This is a genomic window from Collinsella sp. AF29-7AC, assembly GCF_003475665.1.
In the GTDB taxonomy this organism is placed as follows: domain Bacteria; phylum Actinomycetota; class Coriobacteriia; order Coriobacteriales; family Coriobacteriaceae; genus Collinsella.
Window position 1 is genome coordinate 15,202 of record NZ_QRQX01000017.1, and the last position, 18,429, is coordinate 33,630.

At 59.9% G+C, this 18,429-nt stretch carries 14 protein-coding genes; 13 read left to right on the top strand and 1 reads right to left on the bottom strand.

All coding sequences use genetic code 11. The features are described 5' to 3' along the window. Window positions 1-550: 550 nt before the first annotated feature. The 11 genes from DWZ15_RS08040 to DWZ15_RS08085 all read left to right on the top strand — a co-directional run bounded on the left by DWZ15_RS08040 (window position 551) and on the right by DWZ15_RS08085 (window position 13,404). Window positions 551-1,003 carry a helix-turn-helix domain-containing protein gene (locus DWZ15_RS08040; protein WP_118450366.1) on the top strand — a complete coding sequence of 151 codons (453 nt, stop codon included), beginning with the start codon at window positions 551-553 and terminating at the stop codon, window positions 1,001-1,003. A gap of 91 nt (window positions 1,004-1,094) precedes the next feature. After that, window positions 1,095-3,233: a DUF4118 domain-containing protein gene (locus DWZ15_RS08045; RefSeq protein ID WP_118450368.1), complete on the top strand. Its 2,139-nt coding sequence runs from the start codon at window positions 1,095-1,097 to the stop codon at window positions 3,231-3,233. Continuing rightward, on the top strand, window positions 3,230-4,135 hold the full coding sequence (locus DWZ15_RS08050) for a hypothetical protein (protein WP_118450370.1): 906 nt from the start codon (window positions 3,230-3,232) through the stop codon (window positions 4,133-4,135). The genes DWZ15_RS08045 and DWZ15_RS08050 overlap by 4 nt, the downstream gene beginning before the upstream one ends. Further along, window positions 4,132-6,012, top strand: a complete 1,881-nt coding sequence (locus tag DWZ15_RS08055) for a DUF2194 domain-containing protein (RefSeq protein WP_118450372.1) — start codon at window positions 4,132-4,134, stop codon at window positions 6,010-6,012. The genes DWZ15_RS08050 and DWZ15_RS08055 overlap by 4 nt, the downstream gene beginning before the upstream one ends. Continuing rightward, entirely contained in the window at window positions 6,009-6,737 is a 729-nt protein-coding gene (gene pelF, locus DWZ15_RS10820) for a GT4 family glycosyltransferase PelF (protein ID WP_199580056.1), read from the top strand. Before DWZ15_RS08055 ends, pelF (DWZ15_RS10820) begins: the two co-directional genes overlap by 4 nt. Continuing rightward, the gene (gene pelF, locus DWZ15_RS10825; protein ID WP_199580057.1) at window positions 6,718-7,434 is read left to right on the top strand and encodes a GT4 family glycosyltransferase PelF; all 717 of its coding nucleotides are present in this window, start codon (window positions 6,718-6,720) and stop codon (window positions 7,432-7,434) included. The genes pelF (DWZ15_RS10820) and pelF (DWZ15_RS10825) overlap by 20 nt, the downstream gene beginning before the upstream one ends. 3 nt (window positions 7,435-7,437) lie before the next feature. After that, entirely contained in the window at window positions 7,438-8,982 is a 1,545-nt protein-coding gene (gene pelG, locus DWZ15_RS08065) for an exopolysaccharide Pel transporter PelG (protein ID WP_118450374.1), read from the top strand. Continuing rightward, the gene (locus tag DWZ15_RS08070) at window positions 8,972-10,741 is read left to right on the top strand and encodes a CotH kinase family protein (protein ID WP_118450376.1); all 1,770 of its coding nucleotides are present in this window, start codon (window positions 8,972-8,974) and stop codon (window positions 10,739-10,741) included. Before pelG ends, DWZ15_RS08070 begins: the two co-directional genes overlap by 11 nt. Further along, complete coding sequence (locus tag DWZ15_RS08075) at window positions 10,728-11,519, top strand: polyphosphate polymerase domain-containing protein (RefSeq protein ID WP_118450378.1); 792 nt, start codon at window positions 10,728-10,730, stop codon at window positions 11,517-11,519. The genes DWZ15_RS08070 and DWZ15_RS08075 overlap by 14 nt, the downstream gene beginning before the upstream one ends. A 3-nt stretch (window positions 11,520-11,522) precedes the next feature. Further along, window positions 11,523-12,188, top strand: a complete 666-nt coding sequence (locus DWZ15_RS08080) for a DUF4956 domain-containing protein (RefSeq protein ID WP_118450380.1) — start codon at window positions 11,523-11,525, stop codon at window positions 12,186-12,188. Between the two features lie 211 nt (window positions 12,189-12,399). Then, a complete protein-coding gene (locus DWZ15_RS08085; RefSeq protein WP_118450382.1) occupies window positions 12,400-13,404 on the top strand; it encodes a PLP-dependent transferase in 1,005 nt (334 codons plus the stop codon). Here DWZ15_RS08085 and DWZ15_RS08090 read toward each other — a convergent pair. Then, window positions 13,394-13,738, bottom strand: a complete 345-nt coding sequence (locus DWZ15_RS08090) for a winged helix-turn-helix domain-containing protein (RefSeq protein ID WP_118450384.1) — start codon at window positions 13,736-13,738, stop codon at window positions 13,394-13,396. The genes DWZ15_RS08085 and DWZ15_RS08090 overlap by 11 nt on opposite strands. A 193-nt stretch (window positions 13,739-13,931) precedes the next feature. Between DWZ15_RS08090 and DWZ15_RS08095 the strand changes: the two genes are divergently transcribed. Together DWZ15_RS08095 and leuS are read left to right on the top strand one after the other, a co-directional pair. Then, a complete protein-coding gene (locus DWZ15_RS08095) occupies window positions 13,932-15,443 on the top strand; it encodes an IMP dehydrogenase (protein WP_118450386.1) in 1,512 nt (503 codons plus the stop codon). Window positions 15,444-15,702: 259 nt separating this feature from the next. Next, entirely contained in the window at window positions 15,703-18,279 is a 2,577-nt protein-coding gene (leuS, locus tag DWZ15_RS08100; RefSeq protein WP_118450388.1) for a leucine--tRNA ligase, read from the top strand. Window positions 18,280-18,429 lie beyond the last annotated feature (150 nt).

Below are 18,429 nucleotides of genomic sequence, written 5' to 3' on the forward strand. Positions count from 1 at the left end.
AAAACCGCAGGTCGCGGAAGGCTGAAACGGGGGCCTGGTCGACCTATCTCAGGTTTTCACCGCACTTCCGGAATTGCTCGACGGAAGTATGCGGCAAATTTCGGAACCCTCGAGCACGTCGTCCTTTTCATGAAAAGAACCCGCAGGTAGAAGCGTTGCCACTATCCAGTGTGGTTGACGTGTCTAGAATTTGCCGCACACTACCGGATTTTGCATAAGCTCGACTGGTTTGTTTATCGACTGGGGCAGAGGAATCTTGTCTGGACCTCGTTATATGTATTTAAATGGATGAACTTAACCTATAAGTTAAGTTCAGCTAGAAATGGGAGGTGCCCTTTGGCAGAAGGATATGATCTTGTCGAATATAGAGACCTCAAGGGTCGACCGTTTTGGGAATTGACGGCTTCTTCCGACAACTCTCAATTCCAGAAAATGTTGTCAGACCCTAAGCGGAAATTAACCGCTCGAACAATGATCGGCCGGAATAGCACGTCAGCTTGTGGAATCTGAGCGTTGACTTTTATACTTGGCTTTCGAAACGGAGAACACAATGAATAAAGTAGATTTATCTGATTTTTACGCCGAGACAGAAACTAGCGAAACACGCGCTTATGAACACGCGCTAGATATCGAGTTTATTGTTCATCGCGAGATGAAGCATTTGGGTTTAAGCAAAAGCGATTTGGCAAAGCGTATGGGCGTGAGCCTTCAGTCGCTTTCGAAGCTGTTGAATTCTCAGCCCAATATGACGCTGAAAACGATCGCTAGGTTCGAGCTTGCTTTGGGTATTAGGATCGTTCCGCAGGTTATCGTCAGCTATTCCAAAGAGTTGCCGTTTCTTTCATCCGATGATTCAGTGCGAGAGCAATGTGCATTGCCTGCCATTCTCCCTGCGGAGCTGTCAGCAGATTGTGATGTAGCTTTTCAGAGCGAATACCAGCCTCTCAATGAGCCTGGGTCGGACGAGTTGCCACTCCCACATCCTCTAAAAAAAAGTTCTTAAAACAGCCTTAAAGGCGTTCCAACTCGCGTTGACAGCGTAAAATACGCATGTTTGACTATGACTAAAGTGGATTTTAGGGGAGGGGTGCGCTATGGAGGTGCTGGTTGTTGGCAACACCGCATATGTTGACGATGACTTTTGCGCCAAGGCGTTCCCCGGGGACCACGTTAAGGTCGTCGCTGCCGCGGAAGCGCGCCGCGACGAGTCGTCGCCCCATGCCTCGTGGAAAGAGCTCCTCCAGCACCTGGATCAGGCCTACGAGTTCGACCGCGTGGTCTACCTGTCTAATTTCCTTACCCCGCATACCGATACCGTGGGCGATATCGAGCTGCTGCGCTCGGTCTTTCGTACGTGCGCGGGTCGCCGGGTCCAGCTACTGTATGTAGCGGGGCCCGCGGGTGCTGAGGGTGCCGCCGATGCCGCGGGGCGAACGGGCAAGGGCATTATCGCGCACGCAGCCAACGACCTGTGCCGCTACTACGCTGCTCGCGAGGGCGTTCAGACCAAGATCCTGCGCGTGCCGTTCCTGTATACCGCGTCTGCCGCGCTGGAGGACCCGTTTTTGGTGCCGCTGTTCGACGCCTGCTCAACCGGATCGGCCGCTCTGCAGGGCGCGCAGGATGCGGCGTTTCCCCTGCTGTGTGCCGAGGAGCTTTCGGTGCTGGTACGCCGTATCTTCGACAGCTGGAATGGTAACTTTGAGACGCTCGACGTAGTCGATACCTTCCATCACACGGTGGGTGAGGTGGGCGAGGCCCTTCAGGCACTGTTCCCAGGACTCTCAGTTGCCTATGGCGATTCTGCCGGCTATGCCCTGCCTGCCAGCGACGTCGCTCGCGTGCGCTATGGCTGGTTTCAGCGCTACGACTTGCTGCGCGACCTCTCGACCATTCAGGCTCGCTGGGATGCTGGTCGTGCAAAGAAGGTCAACCCCTTGCGCGCGGCCATCGACCGCATTCAAATGCGCACGCTGCCTGTCAAATGCCTGGAGACGGCAGCCGCCTGGGTGCTCTTCGAAGTGCTGGAGCGCTTGTTCTCCCAATCGACCCAGCTCAACGTGCTCGATTATCGCCTGCTCTACGTGGTGCTGATCGGCACGCTGTATGGCTTGGACTTTGGCCTGGTTGCGGCGCTGCTGGCGTCGGTGGGTTTGGCCGCGAGTTACTTTACTCTGTACGGCTATACCTTCCAGGGCCTGTTCTACGAGCCGTCCAACTGGCTGCCGTTTATTGCGTACTTTGTTGTGGGTGCCGTGTGCGGCTATGTGCAGCTGCGCAACAGCGAAGCCATTAGGGCGGAGCGCGATCATAACGAGTTAGTGCGCAACCGCAATACGTTCCTTACGCAGCTCTACCACGACGCGATCGAGGACAAGCGCGCGTACAGGCGCCAGATCGTGGGTCGCCACGACAGCTTTGGCAAGATCTTTGCCGTGACGCAGGAGCTCGACGTGTTCAACCCACGCGACATCTATCGCAAGTGCTGCGAGCTTCTGGGCGAGATCCTCGAGAACGATTCGGTGACGATCTACCATGTTTCGGGCGGGGCATTTGCACGTCTGGTGGCGGCAAGTCCCGCGATTGCCGAAGATGCCGCACGTTCGCTCACGCTTGAGCAGCTTGCACCTCTTTTGGGCGATGGGGGTCGTTCGAATCTGTGGGTGAACCGCGAGCTGACGCCGGGGCTTCCCATGTTTGGATACACGATCGAGCGCGATGGGGCACCCGCCGTGTTGATCTTTGTGCGTCGCGCGGCCGAAAACCAAATGACGCTCTATTACCAAAACCTGTTCCGCATCTTGTGCGGCCTGGTCGAAAGCGCGCTGGGCCGTGCCTTTGACTATGAGGCGGTGGCACAGGATAAACGCTGCGTTGACGGCACTTGCGTGCTCAAGCAGGCTGCCTTTGGCCAAGAGCTCGCGGCCGAGCAGGCGCTGGCAGATGGCAAGATGGGCAGCTTTTTGCTCCTGCGCGTGGTACCGGGCATGGAGCCTGTCGGCGAGCTGGTGGGCGCAATTGGGTCGGCAATCCGCGAGAGCGATGCGGCGGGCCTGGTCGATGGTGACATGCTCTACCTGCTTATGCGCCAGGCAAAGGCGTGCGATCTGCCCATTATCCGCGAGCGCCTGAGCGCAAAGCAGATTGCGGTGGAGCCCGTTGACGGCGAGGACATCGTGGCGCTGCTGCAGCACATCTCTTACACCGGTGACGGTGAGGGGGGTGCCGCTTGATCTTGCTTGTCGTTGCTGCCGTCTTGCTGCTGATTCATGCGCTGGTTTGCCTGATGCTGTGGACGCTCATGAAGTTGGGCCTGCTGCCGGTGCGCGGGCACATGCTGGCTGTAATAGTGCTGGTGCCGCTGTGGGGCCCGTTGCTGGTGGTTCTGCTATCGGTCCGCAGCGCGGTGTTTGGCGAGGGGCTGAAAGAGTCTGCGCTGGAGTCGCTGCGCTTCAACGACGACCTGCATCGCAGCATCCTAGTGCACGAACGTGATGCCGATGCAGGCGTAGTGCCGCTCGAGGAGGCGCTCATCGTCAACGACCCGGCAGAACGGCGCCGCCTAATGCTCTCCATGCTCACCGAGGAGCCCGACGCGTACCTGGCGCAGCTGCAGGCGGCTAAGCTTAACGACGACGTTGAGGTGGCTCACTATGCCGCGACGGCGGTGGCGCAGATCTCCAAGGAGTCCGACCTTAAACTGCAGCAGCTGGAGCGTGCCTTTAAGACGGACCCGAGCGCGCAAAACCTCAACGAATACTGCGATTTTCTTGGTGAATACTTGGGCTCGGGCTTGGCTGAGGGGCGCGTGGCTCAGATTCAACGCCAACAGTACGCGCGCTTGCTTGCGCGTCGCTGCGAGCGCGAGGACACCCTTGAGCTTCGCATTCGATACGCGACGGCGCTGGCCGATGTCGGACAGATCGACGAGGCGCAGGCCGTGACCGACCAGCTGGTGCTCGACGTGCCCGAGGAGCAGGAGGTTTGGATGCTTTGCCTGCGCCTGGCGGTGATGCGCCGCGACGGTGACGAGGTCCACCGCGTGATCGATGCGATTGACAAACAGCATGTATACTTGAGCGCCGCCAACCGCGAGGAACTGGCGTTTTGGCGCAACGGAGAGGAGGCCCGGTGAGCGTGGTACAGCATATCCGCGACCGTGCGGGCCATTTTCGCTGGATGGGGCTGCTTGTGGTGTGGGCGGTCTTTATTGCCATGGCCGCCGTGCTGCTGGTGGAACGTGCCGGCGTGCAGTACAGTGCGGGCCAGCATAAGCTGGGGATGCTTGCCGCCAACGATGCGGTGCCGGCCTCCTCGGCGATGTTTGGCCAAAAGCCCACGTGCCTGGTCATTACCGATTCCGACCAAGCTGGCGTCGAGGACGTAAAGGAGCAGTTTGACCAGATCCTGCTCGACATGAAGATCGCGCACCGCGACGTGGACCTTGCCCTGGACGGCGTGGGTGCCATTCCCTCGCTGACCTCCTTCGATCGCGTGATTTTGCTCATGCCGTCGCTCGATGGGCTCGGTACGCACCTGAGCGACATTATGAGTTGGGTGAGTGCCGGTGGTTCGCTTATGCTCGCCATGCCTCCGGATAACTCGAGCTATTTGCAAGTGATTGCCCCCAAGCTTGGCATTGAATCGGCCGGATATGACTATGTAAAAGCCGAAAGCATTGTGCCGAGCGAGGACTTTATGCTGGGCGGGGGAGAGCGCTACGAGCTCTCGGACCCCTTTGATTCGTCGCTTTCGGTTTCGCTGCGCGAGACGGCTCGTGTGTGGGCTAAGACCGGCGATGCGGCCGCCCCGCTCATTTGGTCGAATGACTGCGGTAGCGGTCGCACCGTGGTGTGCAATATCGGTATCTATGACAAGGTCATGCGCGGTTTTTACGCCGCGGCGATCAGCCTGCTGGGCGATGCCACGGCCTACCCCGTCATCAACAGCGCCGTCTTCTATCTGGACGACTTTCCCAGCCCCGTGCCCTCGGGCGACGGCACCTACATCAAGCGCGACTACGGGCTTTCTATCGCCGACTTTTATACCAAGGTCTGGTGGCCCGATCTGCAAAAGCTCGCGCAAAAATATGGCGTTCGCTTTACCGGCGTGATGATCGAAAACTACGAGGACGCGGTCAACCAGACCGAGCCTGCGCGCCAGGCCGATACCACGCAGTTTCGCTACTTTGGCGGCATGCTGCTGCAGATGGGCGGAGAGCTGGGCTTTCACGGCTACAACCATCAGCCTCTGGCGCTCTGGGATACCGATTACGGCACGCTGTATGACTACAAGACCTGGAAGAACAAGGAAACGCTCGTCGCATCGCTCAACGAGCTTATCGCTTTCCAGGACGAGGTGCTGCCCAACGCGCACGGCTCGGTTTACGTGCCGCCGTCAAATATCCTTTCGGCCCGTGCGCGCAAGCTTATCGGCACCGACGTTCCGCGCATTAAGACCATCGCCAGTACGTATTTTGAGGATGGCACCGATCTGCCCTACGTTCAGGAGTTTGGCGTGGCGAGCGATGGCATTGTGGAGCAGCCGCGCATTGTTTCGGGCGGCATGGTCGACGATTCCTATATGCGCCTGGCTGCCGTGTCCGAGCTAAACATGCACTATGTGAGCACGCATTTTATGCACCCGGACGACCTGCTCGATCCCGATCGCGGCGCCAAGGAGGGCTGGGAGGTCTACAAGGGCGGCCTGACCGACTACCTGGACTGGCTTAGCAAGTCTGCGCCCGACCTGCGGCGTCAGACCGGTTCGGAATGCTCGGGCGCCATCCAGCGCTTTTCGTCCGTGACGGTGAGCGTGGATACCAGTGCGGATGCTTGGACGCTCAGCCTGGGCAATTTCCACGACGAGGCGTGGCTCATGTTCCGCGCCAACAACGGTGAGCCGGGTGCAGTCACGGGTGGCGAGATTACGCATCTGACGGGCGACCTGTACCTGGTCAAAGCCACGGACAAGACGGTGACCATTGCGCGCAAGGAGGGTGGCGACAGATGAGAATCTGCTTGGTACTCGAGGGTTGCTACCCCTATGTGCACGGCGGCGTATCTACCTGGATGCATGGCTATATCCAGGCCATGCCCGAGCACGAGTTTGTGCTGTGGGTGATCGGCGCGCATGCTGCCGACCGCGGCAAGTTTGTCTACGAGCTGCCCGGCAACGTGGTCGAGGTGCACGAGGTGTTCCTGGACGATGCCCTGCGGCTTTCGGGCGAGCAAGAAGAGGCCGACTTTAACGCCCGCGAGCGCGAGGCGCTGCGTCGCCTGGTATCGCTCTCCAATCCGGACTGGGACGTACTATTTGATATCTTCCAGCGCCGTCGCGTGCATCCGCTCTCGTTTTTGCAGAGCCGAACGTTTATGGACATCTTCCGCGACGTGTGCCTGGCCGAGTATCCCTACACGCCCTTTGCCGATGCATTCCACACCATGCGCTCCATGTTGCTGCCCGTGCTCTACCTGTTGGGCAGCGAGGTGCCGGTGGCCGATGTGTACCATGCCATCTCGACCGGCTACGGTGGCCTGCTCGCCTGCCTGGGCTCAAGCGTTCACCATGCGCCGGTGCTGCTGACCGAGCATGGCATCTATACCCGCGAGCGCGAGGAAGAGATCATTCGCGCTGACTGGGTGGTGCCGTCGTTTAAGGATCGCTGGATTCGCTTTTTCTACCTGCTTTCGGAGGAGATCTACCGCCGCCCGCCGCGTGACGAGTTTGTTCCATAACGCCCGCAAGACGCAGATCGATATGGGCTGCGATGCGGACAAATGCCTGGTCATCCCCAACGGCATCCAGTTCGACCGCTTTAAGGACATTCCCTTAAAGCCCGATGACGGCTGGGTGGACATTGGCGCGGTGGTGCGCCTGGCGCCCATCAAGGACGTCAAGACCATGATCTATGCGTTCTTTGAGCTGCACGAGCGCCTGCCCAAGGTGCGCCTGCACATTATGGGCGGCGTGGACGACGAGGAGTACGGCGCTGAGTGCCACGCGCTGGTCGATACCCTGGGCGTGCGCGACCTGATCTTTACCGGCCGCGTCAACGTGGTCGAGTACATGGAAAAGCTCGACTTTACCATTTTGACGAGTATTTCCGAGGGCCAGCCGCTCAGCGTGCTGGAGTCGCTCGCTGCGCGTCGTCCCTGCGTGACGACCGAGGTGGGCTGCTGCCGCGAGCTGCTCGAAGGTGCCCCGGGCGACGACTTTGGCGTGGCGGGTTTTGTGACGCCGCCCATGTATCGCAAGGGCTTGGCCGATGCCATGGAGCGCATGTGCGTGAGCCGCGCCCGTCGCATTGAGATGGGGGAGCGCGGGCAGCGTCGCGTTGCCACGTACTTTTTGCACGAGCAGATGCTCGCCAACTATCGCGCGCTGTACGACGAGACGGCGTGTGCGTTTAACCTGCCCAGAGAGGGGGAGTAGCCGGTGGCCGGAATTGGTTTTGAGCTCAAGCGCCTGTTTAGGCGCAAGGGCCTGTTTGCCACGATGCGCGCTTACGGCTACGCCGGCATCGTATGCACGGGCCCCATGCTGCTGGGTGTGCTGCTGCAGGTAGGTATTTTGGTGCTGTGCGGTCTGTGGGGTGTGGGCCGTGCCAACCAGGACTTGCTGGTGTGCATGGTGACCTTCACACTGCTGGCCTCGCTTACGCTCACGAGCTTTTTCTCCATGCCGGTCACGCGCTTTTTGGCTGATATGTTGTTTGCCGAGCGCGAGGACGAGATTCTGCCCTCGTTTTGGGGCTCCAATGCTGTCATGCTCGTTGCGGGCACGGTGCTCTACGGTGTCTTTCTGCTGTTCTCGGGCGCCACGCTGCTGCAGGGGCTGCTATGCCTGTGGCTGTTCAACATTATGATCGTCAACTGGAACGGCATGAGCTATCTCACGGCCATCAAGGACTATCGAGGCATCCTGTGCAGCTTTGGGGCCGCCATTGGCGTGGCGTGCCTGTGCGCCCTGGCCGCGCTGGCACTGGGGCTGCCGCCGGTCGAGGGCCTGTTGGCATCAGTTGCTCTGGGCTACGGCGTCATGCTCGTTTGGGACGTGGTGCTGCTGTACCGGTATTTTCCGCAGAGTGACCGCAGCCCCTGGCTCTTTTTGCAATGGCTCGATCAGTTTATGCCGCTGGCGCTCACGGGCCTGTTTACCAACCTGGGGCTCTTTGCGCACCTGGTGATTATTTGGGCGGGACCCATCGGCGTGCAGGTCAAGGGCTTGTTTTATGGCGCGCCCTACCACGACGTGCCGGCGCTTATCGCGTTTTTGACCACACTCGTCACGACCGTCAACTTTGTGGTGTCGGTCGAGGTCAATTTCTATCCGCGCTACCGTGACTACTACAGCCTGTTTAACGACGGCGGCGTGGTGGGCGATATTGTGGTGGCCGAGGAGGAGATGCTCTCCACGCTCAACAGCGAACTGCGCTTTTGCGCGCTCAAGCAGCTGTTTGTGACGGCGGCGGTCATTTCGCTCGAGACCACAGTGCTCTCGGCCCTGCCGCTGGGCTTTAACAACCTTATGCACGGGTATTTTCGCACGTTATGCGTAGGCTACGGCCTGTATGCCGTGGGCAACACGATCCTGCTTATCTTGCTGTACTTTACCGACTACAAGGGAGCCGTTCTGGCCTCGGGCCTGTTTGCCGGTGTGGCGGGGCTGGCGACCGCCGTGTCGTTGCTTTTGCCGCAGCAGTTTTACGGCTTTGGCTTTTTGTTGGGTGCGGTGGTGTTTTTTATCGTGGCCCTGCTGCGGCTCGATACCTATACCGCCAACTTGCCGTATCGTATCCTGAGCCAGCAGCCCATTGTGGCGACCGACAAAACGGGTCGCTTTACACAGCTGGGCCGCTTGCTCGACCGTGCCGAGCAGCGCTATGAGGAGTGCCGCCGCAAGGGCGTGCCGCACGGCGCGTTTGAGCGCGCAGTAGTTCGCGTGTATCGCAACCATTGGGGAGGTTCTGATGATCGATAAGTTGATGTCTCGCCGCTGTCTGATCGAGGCGGCTGCCGGCGCGCTGCTGCTTTCGGGCTGCTCATCTCAGGACGAATCCTCGACCAAAAAGGTCAAAAAGCAGGACAAGATTAAAAAGGCCGAGGCCTCGGGCGAGACCAAGCATCTGCGCGATAAGGACGAGCTGTACGAGGTCTACGACGACTCGGGCATTGTGACCATGTACCTGACGGTCTCACGCGGCAACAGCTCCGAGAACACTGATCATAGCTGGGCCGAGGTCAACACGTACTCGGTGTATGACTACGCCGATATGGGTGTGACGCGTTATCAGGTTATGGGCCTGCTGCAGGCGGGCGACGAAGAGGGGCCAGTTTCTGGCGAGGTTGGCTATGGCGAGGAAGCGCCCAATGCCACCGTGCAGGTGCGCGGCCAGACGTCGAGCTCCTACACGCAAAAGAATTACAAGGTGGAGCTCAAAAAGGGCAAGGGCACCTGGCGCCAACAACGCGCGATTGCGCTCAACAAGCACATGGGCGAGGGCATGCGTTTTCGCAATATGATGGCCTATGATCTTATCCGTGGGATTCCCCAGATGATGGGCCTGCGTACGCAGTTTGTGCATCTGTGGGTGTGCGACCAGACCGAAAAGTCCAACGATACCTTTGAGGACTACGGCCTGTTTACGCAGGTGGAGCAGCTCAACAAGACGGCGCTTAAGGCACATGGCCTGGATAAGAGCGGGCACCTGTATAAGGTGAACAGCTTTGATTTCCATCGCTACGAGGACACCATTAAACTTGCCGACGATCCCGACTACAACCAGGCAAGCTTTGAGGGCATGCTCGAGATCAAGGGTGATTCGGACCACACCAAGCTCATCGAGATGCTCGATGCGCTTAACGACGAATCGCAAAAGATCGATGACGTGCTCGACACCTACTTTGATACCGAGAACCTGGTCTATTGGCTGGCGTTTCAGATTCTGACGGGCAACTGCGATACTCAGAACCGTAACTGCTATCTGTACAGCCCGCTCAACTCCAATACGTGGTACATCCTCGATTGGGACAACGACGGTATGCTGCGTAAGCTGGAGCTTTCTCTTGCCGGGTTTTCGGACTATGCGAGCTGGGAGCGCGGCGTAAGCAACTACTGGGGCAACGTGCTATTCAATCGTGCACTGCGTAGCAAATCGTTCCGCAGCGAACTCGACCGCGCCGTAAAGGACCTGCGCTCGTATATGACCGAGGCGCGCCTGAGCAAGATGATCAAACATTATCGCGAGGTTACCGAATCGCTGGTCTTTGCTTCGCCCGATATCGACCATCTGCCTGTCACCAAGGATCAATACGAGCAGATCGCCGCGGCGATTCCCTCCGAGATCGAGGAGAACTACAAGAGCTTTCGCGAGAGCTATAAAAAGCCCATGCCGTTCTACATTGGCGTGCCGCAGATCGATAACGGTAAACTGCGCATTAACTGGGATGCTTCGTACGACTTTAAGGCGCGTGACATTCGCTATACCGTGGAGCTGGCGCGCGACTATGCCATAAGCGACGTGCTTTTTAAGGCCGAGGACGTACTGCTTCTCGAGGTGACCTGCGATGCGCCCGATACCGGCCAGTATTTTGTGCGCGTGCGCGCTGCCAACTCAGACGGCTATGCCCAAGATGCGTTTGACTACTATGTGACCGACGACGGCAAACACTACGGCATGAAGTGTTTTTACGTGCAAGACGGCGGTAAGGTCGTGGAGGACACGTATGAGGAGGGCTAGCGCGCTGCTTGAGCGCTTGGCGGCCCCGCCCGCACGCGCCACGCAGGAGCGTTACCGCCACGAGCTCAAATATCTCATTAACGAGGGCGAGCACGCCGCGCTTGCCTGCCGCATGGCGCCGGTTTTTAAACTGGATAAGCATGCGCGGGCGGGTGGTTACACCATTCGCAGCCTGTACTTTGACGACTACTGCAACTCGGCCTACGAGGAAAAAGACGCCGGTATTCTCATGCGCAAAAAGTATCGCGTGCGCATCTATAACGGCGGCGACAAGGTGATTAAGCTCGAGCGCAAAAAGAAGTACGGCAGCTGGATCTACAAGGAGGACGCGCCGCTCACGCGTGGCGAGTTTGAGCAGATTCTGGCCGGTGACTACGACTTTTTGCTGAGGAGCCCCTATCCGCTCTGTCGCGAGTTCTACATCGAGTGCATCTGCAATATGATGCGCCCACGGACCATCGTGGACTACGAGCGCGAGCCGTGGGTGATGGACGAGGGCACCGTGCGCATTACCTTTGATAGCAACGTGCGTGCCGCGGTGGGTAGCTTTGACATTTTTGACGCGACCTTGCCTGCATTGCCCGTGCTGGAGCCCGGCAAGCTGGTGATGGAGGTCAAGTTTACGGAGTTTTGCCCGCAGCTGGTGCGCGATATGGTGCCGCCAGGTGCGGCCGAACTCACGGCGGTCTCTAAGTACTGCCTGTGTTACGAAAAGACCGCCTACCTGCGCGGATTTACCTACTGGGAATCGGATTTTGAGAACCGAGGGGATTTTTAGACCATGAGCACCAGGGACTTTTTTAAGAACTCCGTCTTGGAGGCGTTTGGCCAGGTCGACCCTGCCAAGATCGGCCTGTCGCTGCTCGTGGCGCTCGCCATGGGCATCCTGATCTACTACGTGTACAAGCGCTTTTTTACTGGCGTGGTCTATTCGCGCAGTTTTGCCGTGACGCTCGTGGGCATGTGCGTGCTTACCTGCATGGTCACGCTCGCGATCTCGACGAACGTGGTCATCTCGCTCGGTATGGTCGGTGCTCTGTCCATCGTCCGTTACCGTACGGCGGTCAAGGACCCGCTCGACCTGCTGTATCTGTTTTGGGCCATTACCACAGGCATTACGGCAGGCGCCGGTATGTATGCGCTCGTAGGTCTCACGGCAGTGGTGATCGTGGTGATGATCGCCGGCTTTGCGAGCCACCAGGACAAGGCGCGCGTTTACATGATGGTCATCCACTACACGGGCCTGACCACCGGCGACGATATCGTGCGTGCATTTGGCCGCACCAAGTTTACCGTGAAGTCCAAAACCATGCGCGGTGACAAGGTGGAGATGGCCGTCGAGCTGTTCTCTGATTGCGTTGATATGCCCTACGCCGATGCGATTCGCGCGCTCGACGGCGTTGAGGACTTGACGCTCATCCAATACAACGGCGAATATCACGGCTAATTTTGTTCCGGCGTTCTAACGAACGCCGGACCGCTCGACGCTGCGCGGGCATCTGCCGGGCGATCTGCCGCTCAAACCGTCGCTCGCGTACATGAAGTACGCGTCGCTCCTCTTTCACGGCACCTCGCCACGACCGCTGCCCGCTCGCTGGCGCGTGCTCTTCCAGGATGGCTAATTTGGTTCAGTTTTATTATTTAAGGGACGGTGTCGCGTGGACGTGCAACAGTTAGAAGAGGCCTGGGCTGCAAGGGCTGGTGCGCGTGAGGCGCGTCTTGTTGCGGCCTCGCATGTGCCGGCGGCGCTGTCGATGCTGGGGATTGTGCAGCCCGGCGATCGCTTGGTGGCCTTTGCGGACGACTTTGCCGATGCGTTTGCCTGCGGCTTTGATGGCTACGATGTTGCGCTGGTGGGGGAGCCCGCGGCTGCGGCGTTTGCTGCTGCGTCCGAGGGCTTTGATGCTTCGTTTGATGCCGAGGGGCCGCACCTGTGGTGGTTCGTCAACTCCATCGGCGGGTTTGGTCTGCGTGTGCCCGACCTTCGCGCTCTGGGCCGCGCGGCTCGTGAGTCGCATGCGCTGCTCGTGGTTGATAACACTGTGTCGGGCGTCTTTGGGTGCAACCCGTTGCGTCTGGGCGCCGTGCTTTCGCTCGAGGCGCTCGACCGCGTGTGTGCCGGCGTTGCGCCGCGCAAGCTTGTCGCCGCTTCGGTGGCGCGCTCGCAGCTTAAGCGCCATCGCGTGGATGCCGCCGCAGAGTGCGCGCACGCGTTGTTTGCGGGCTGCGGTGCGCCCGCGCTTGACCTGTCTGCCGAGGAGACCGACGTGCTAGAACGCGGGCTGTCCTCGCTCGATGCTCGCATGCAGGCGCACTTCGATCGCGCCCGTGCTCTGGCCGAGTATCTGGCTGCTAACGAGATGGTGTGTAACGTTCGCTATCCTGGGCTGGGTTCGCATCCCGATCATGCGGCTGCAACGGGAATCCTCGAGCACGGCTTTGGCCCGGCAGTTGAGTTTGACCTTATCGTGCGAAGTGCGGGTGAGCTGTTCGACACATTGCCGGGGGAGTTCCGCACGTCGCCCGCCGGCGGCGCAACGACACGCCTTTCGGCCCCACGCGGCAAGCAGGGGGGAACCATCCGCCTCTTCGCCGGCACCGACGACCCCCTGGTTGTAGCGTCCACCCTAGACAACGCCCTTCGCAAGTTAGCTACTCTTTGATGCTGGCGATGAGGTCGTCGGCTTTGGTGGCGATGACGTTGTTGATGTCGGCCTGCAGCTCCTCGTACACCGCTATGGCTCGTTCGCCGGAGGGGGTGAGCGTGGATCCGCGGGCTCCGTCGCGCTCGATGAGCTTGCAGCCCAGCTGGCCTTCGGCCTCGTTCACGATGCGCCAGGCCTTGGAATACGCCATGCCCATGCTCTTGGCGGCGCGGTTGAGCGAGTGCTCGCGGGCGATGCCCTGCAGCAGCAAGACACAACCGTGGCCGAACACGCCCGGCAGATCTTTGTCGCACGCTTGAATGACCAACTTTGCCGTCGTCTTGTACTCCATGTGCTCCACGTCTTCCCGCTAAAGTGTTTGCTGGGCAAACGCAAAGCCTGCGTCAAACCCTCGTGTGCTCTTTCTAAACCATGCATTGTAGCAGTCAAAGTGCGTTAAGATACTTCCCCAGTATTGGGCGCCCAAGGTTGGGCTGGGTCCTACGAGGCCTGCAGCCGACCGGTCGCATGGAAAAAGGAGAAACATGGCTACGTTCTTTCCCGGTGAGTCCCACACGTTTTCGGAGTATCTGCTGGTCCCTGGTTACTCGTCCTCGCAGTGCATCCCCAACAACGTCTCTCTTAAGACGCCGCTAACCCGCTTCAAGCGCGGTGAGAAGCCGGCAATCACCCTGAACATCCCCATGGTTTCCGCCATCATGCAGTCCGTCTCGGGCGTCGACATGGGTGTCGCGCTCGCTACCGAGGGTGGCCTGTCCTTCATTTACGGTTCTCAGACCCCCGAGTCCGAGGCTGCTATGGTCAAGGCCGTTAAGGATCACAAGGCTGGTTTCGTTCAGTCCGATTCCACGCTGACACCCGACATGACCATGGAGCAGGTCATCGAGCTCAAGGAGAAGACCGGCCACTCCACCATGCCGGTCACCGACGACGGCACTCCCAAGGGCAAGCTCCTGGGCATTGTCACCAGCCGTGACTATCGTCCCAGCCGCGATGACCACCAGAAGAAGGTCTCCGAGTTCATGACCCCGCGCGAGCAGCTCATCGTGGGCGACAAGAACATCAGCCTCAAGGTTGCCAACGACGTCATCTGGGACAACAAGCTCAACGCCCTGCCTATCGTTGACGACAACGATCACCTTATGGGCATCGTCTTCCGCAAGGACTACGACAGCCACAAGACCAACCCCAACGAGCTGCTCGATAACGACAAGCGCTATATGGTCGGCGCCGGTATCAACACCCGCGACTATGCCGAGCGCGTGCCGCTGCTCATCGAGGCCGGTGCCGATGTCCTGTGCATCGACTCTTCCGAGGGCTTCAGCGAATGGCAGAAGCGCACCATCGAGTGGATCCGCGCCAACTACGGCGAGGACGTCAAGGTCGGTGCCGGCAACGTCGTCGACGCTGAGGGCTTCCGCTTCCTGGCCGACTGCGGTGCCGACTTCATCAAGGTCGGTATCGGCGGCGGTTCCATCTGCATTACCCGCGAGACCAAGGGCATCGGCCGTGGCCAGGCCACCGCGCTGATTGACGTCTGCCGCGCTCGCGACGAGTACTACGAGGAGACCGGCATCTACGTGCCCGTGTGCTCCGACGGCGGCATCGTCTACGACTACCACATGACGCTCGCCCTTGCCATGGGTGCCGACTTTATGATGCTGGGCCGCTACTTTGCTCGCTTCGACGAGAGCCCGACCGAGCGCGTCAACGTCAACGGCCAGTACATGAAGGAGTACTGGGGCGAGGGTTCCGCGCGTGCCCGCAACTGGCAGCGCTACGACCTGGGTGGCGCCGCGAAGCTCAGCTTCGTCGAGGGCGTCGACTCCTACGTTCCCTACGCCGGCTCCCTCAAGGACGGCGTGGGCGGCACGCTCTACAAGGTTAAGTCCACGATGTGCAACTGCGGCGCCCTCTCGATCCCCGAGCTCCAGGAAAAGGCACGCCTGACCCTGGTCTCCTCGACCTCGATCGTCGAAGGCGGAGCCCACGACGTCGTAGTCAAGGACTCCCAACAGAGCGTAACGTATCGATAAGATAAGACCTGCACATAAAGGTTGAGCCTCAACCACGTTATTTAGATAAAGCGAGATGCCTGCAAGTCGCAGGCATCTCGCTTGTCGTATTTGCTATCATCATGCGAGTTAACCTTAGGGTCGGGCGGCTTAGCTTTGTTCGCTACAAGTTCCGCACGCAAAGAAGAGCACTTAATGTGCTCTTCGTCTTGCGCAGGATTGTTCGCAGTAGCGAGTAAAGCTAAGCCGACCGACCCCAGCTAAGATTAAAGGAGCTGATATGTGCGATTGCACAGATCATAAGGATGAGATCCCTGCCTACGACGCGCAGGCCATTGAGTCCCGGTGGATGAAGGCGTGGGACGACGAGAACCTCTTTGCCGTCGACACCGACGCCACCAAGCCCAAGAAGTATGTGCTCGAGATGTTCCCGTATCCGTCGGGCGACCTACACATGGGCCACGCGCGTAACTACACCATCGGCGATGCCATGGCCCGTCAGGCCCGCATGCGCGGCTTTGACGTGCTGCACCCCATCGGCTTTGACGCCTTTGGCCTGCCCGCCGAGAACGCCGCCATCAAGCACAACACGCAGGCTGCCGCCTGGACGTATAAGAACATGGACCAGGCGCTCGCCACGATGAGGCGCATGGGCTTCTCCTACGACCTGGATCGCACCGTTAAGACCTGCAGTCCCGACTACTATCGCTGGGGTCAGTGGATCTTTGAGAAGATGTGGGAAAAGGGCCTGGTCTATCGTAAGAAGAATCCGGTTAACTGGTGCCCCACCTGCAAGACCGTTTTGGCTAACGAGCAGGTGACCGAGGGCAAGTGCTGGCGTTGCGGCACCGAGCCCGAGAAGCGCGATCTTGAGCAGTGGTACTACAAGATTACCGAGTACTCCCAGGAGTTGCTCGACGACCTGGAGAAGCTCCCTGGCTGGCCCGAGCGCGTCAAGCAGATGCAGGCCAACTGGATCGGCCGCTCCGAGGGTGCCGAGGTCGACTTTACCCTGTGCGACGCCGATGGCGAGCCCATCGAGGGCGACGAGGGCAAGATCACCGTCTTCACCACGCGCGCCGACACGCTCTTTGGCGTCTCCTTCTTTGTCCTGGCTCCCGAGTACGCCCGTCTGCACGAGCTCGTCGAGGGCACGGAGTACGAGGCGGCCGTCACCAAGATCGTTGAGGACTCTAAACACATTTCTGCCGTCGAGCGTGCCCAGGGCACTCTCGAGAAGCACGGTGCCTTTACCGGCCGCTACGTGGTGAACCCCGTTAACGGCGAAAAGGTCCCCGTGTGGGTTGCCGACTACGTCGTGGCCGACTACGGTACCGGCGCCGTCATGGCCGTTCCCTGCGGCGACCAGCGCGACTTTGAGTTCGCACGCAAGTATGATCTGCCGATCGTGCCGATCATCCTGGACGATGACGACCGCGCAGCCGTCGAGGCCAGCGGCGAGACTATCGATACCTTCCATGCCGAGACCGTCGACTGGGATTGCGCCCATGCCGCCGAGGGTACGCTCGTCCAGTCCGGCAAGTACACCGGTATGCGCGGCGGCAAGCACTCCGAGGGCGAGTCTGCCATCGTGGCCGACCTCGAGGCCATGGGCTGCGGTCGTCGTAAGGTCGAGTTCCGTCTGCGCGACTGGCTCATCAGCCGCCAGCGCTATTGGGGTAACCCCATCCCGGCCATCCACTGCGAGCACTGCGGCATCGTGCCCGTGCCCGAGGACCAGCTGCCGGTGACGCTGCCCGAGAACCTTGACCTGGGCGCCGGCGAGACCCTTGCCGAGTGCAAGGAGTTCTACGAGACCACCTGCCCGGTCTGCGGCCGCCCGGCCAAGCGCGAGACCGATACCATGGACACCTTTACCTGCTCCAGTTGGTATTACCTGCGCTATACCGACCCGCACAACACTGAGCTGCCCTTCTCCCGCGAAGCCGCCGACCGTTGGATGCCCGTCGATAACTACATCGGCGGCATCGAGCACGCCATCCTGCACCTGCTCTACAGCCGCTTCTTTACCAAGGCGCTGCGCGACCTGGGCCTGCTGAGCGTGGACGAGCCCTTCACCAACCTGCTGTGCCAGGGCATGGTTAAGGACGAGAACGGCGACACCATGTCCAAGTCCAAGGGCAATGTCGTGCCCCCGAGCTCGGTTATCGAGCCCTACGGTGCCGACACCATGCGTCTGGCGATCCTGTTTATCGCCCCGCCCGAGAAGGACTTCGACTGGGATCCCAAGGCCGTTGAGGGCGCCAACCGCTTCATCAAGCGCGCCTGGCGTATCGTTTGGCAGCTCGTCCAGTCCGGCGACGCCAACGTGGCCTTCGACAAGTCCGCGCTCGACGAGGTTGCGATGAAGCTCTATCGCGAGCGTCACCGCACCATCGCCAAGTGCACCGAGGACTTCGATCGCGGCCAGTTTAACACCGCGATCTCGGCCGTCATGGAGCTCGTCAACGCGGCGAGCGCCTACCTTAACGCCACCGAGGGCGCATCGCGCGACAAGGCGCTGTGCTATGGCGTGGCTAAGGACATCGTGAGCGTCCTTGCCCCCATCTGCCCGTTCTGGGCCGACGAGCTGTGGCACGAGGCCCTCGGCTGTGAGGGCAACGCCTACACCGCCGCCTGGCCCGAGTTCGACTTGGCCGAGTCCATCGAGGACACGGTGCAGATTGTCGTGCAGGTGCTCGGCAAGGTTCGTGGCCGCATCGACGTAGCCCGCGATGCCTCCAACGAGGAGATGCAGGCTGCCGCCGAGGCCGCTGTCGCCAAGTGGACCGAGGGCAAGACCGTTGTCAAGGCCATCTGCGTGCCCGGCAAGCTGGTTAACCTGGTGGTCAAGTAAGCGCTGCGCGCATAGCTGACATCAAAAAGCGAGGGGCGATTCCGTAGGGAGTCGCCCCTCTTTTTGGTTAAGGACACTTGCGACAACACCCAATTATCCATTTCTTGTGGAGAACCTGTGCTCACGCTGACCTGCGGGTTTGTGTTGTGG

Bases quoted from the DNA above. Each gene is read 5' to 3' on its own strand.
- DWZ15_RS08040 (WP_118450366.1), top strand. From the start codon at position 551: ATGAATAAAGTAGATTTATCTGATTTTTACGCCGAGACAGAAACTAGC.
- DWZ15_RS08045 (WP_118450368.1), top strand. From the start codon at position 1,095: ATGGAGGTGCTGGTTGTTGGCAACACCGCATATGTTGACGATGACTTT.
- pelF (WP_199580056.1), top strand. From the start codon at position 6,009: ATGAGAATCTGCTTGGTACTCGAGGGTTGCTACCCCTATGTGCACGGC.
- DWZ15_RS08070 (WP_118450376.1), top strand. From the start codon at position 8,972: ATGATCGATAAGTTGATGTCTCGCCGCTGTCTGATCGAGGCGGCTGCC.
- DWZ15_RS08075 (WP_118450378.1), top strand. From the start codon at position 10,728: ATGAGGAGGGCTAGCGCGCTGCTTGAGCGCTTGGCGGCCCCGCCCGCA.
- DWZ15_RS08080 (WP_118450380.1), top strand. From the start codon at position 11,523: ATGAGCACCAGGGACTTTTTTAAGAACTCCGTCTTGGAGGCGTTTGGC.
- DWZ15_RS08090 (WP_118450384.1), bottom strand. From the start codon at position 13,738: ATGGAGTACAAGACGACGGCAAAGTTGGTCATTCAAGCGTGCGACAAA.
- DWZ15_RS08095 (WP_118450386.1), top strand. From the start codon at position 13,932: ATGGCTACGTTCTTTCCCGGTGAGTCCCACACGTTTTCGGAGTATCTG.
- leuS (WP_118450388.1), top strand. From the start codon at position 15,703: ATGTGCGATTGCACAGATCATAAGGATGAGATCCCTGCCTACGACGCG.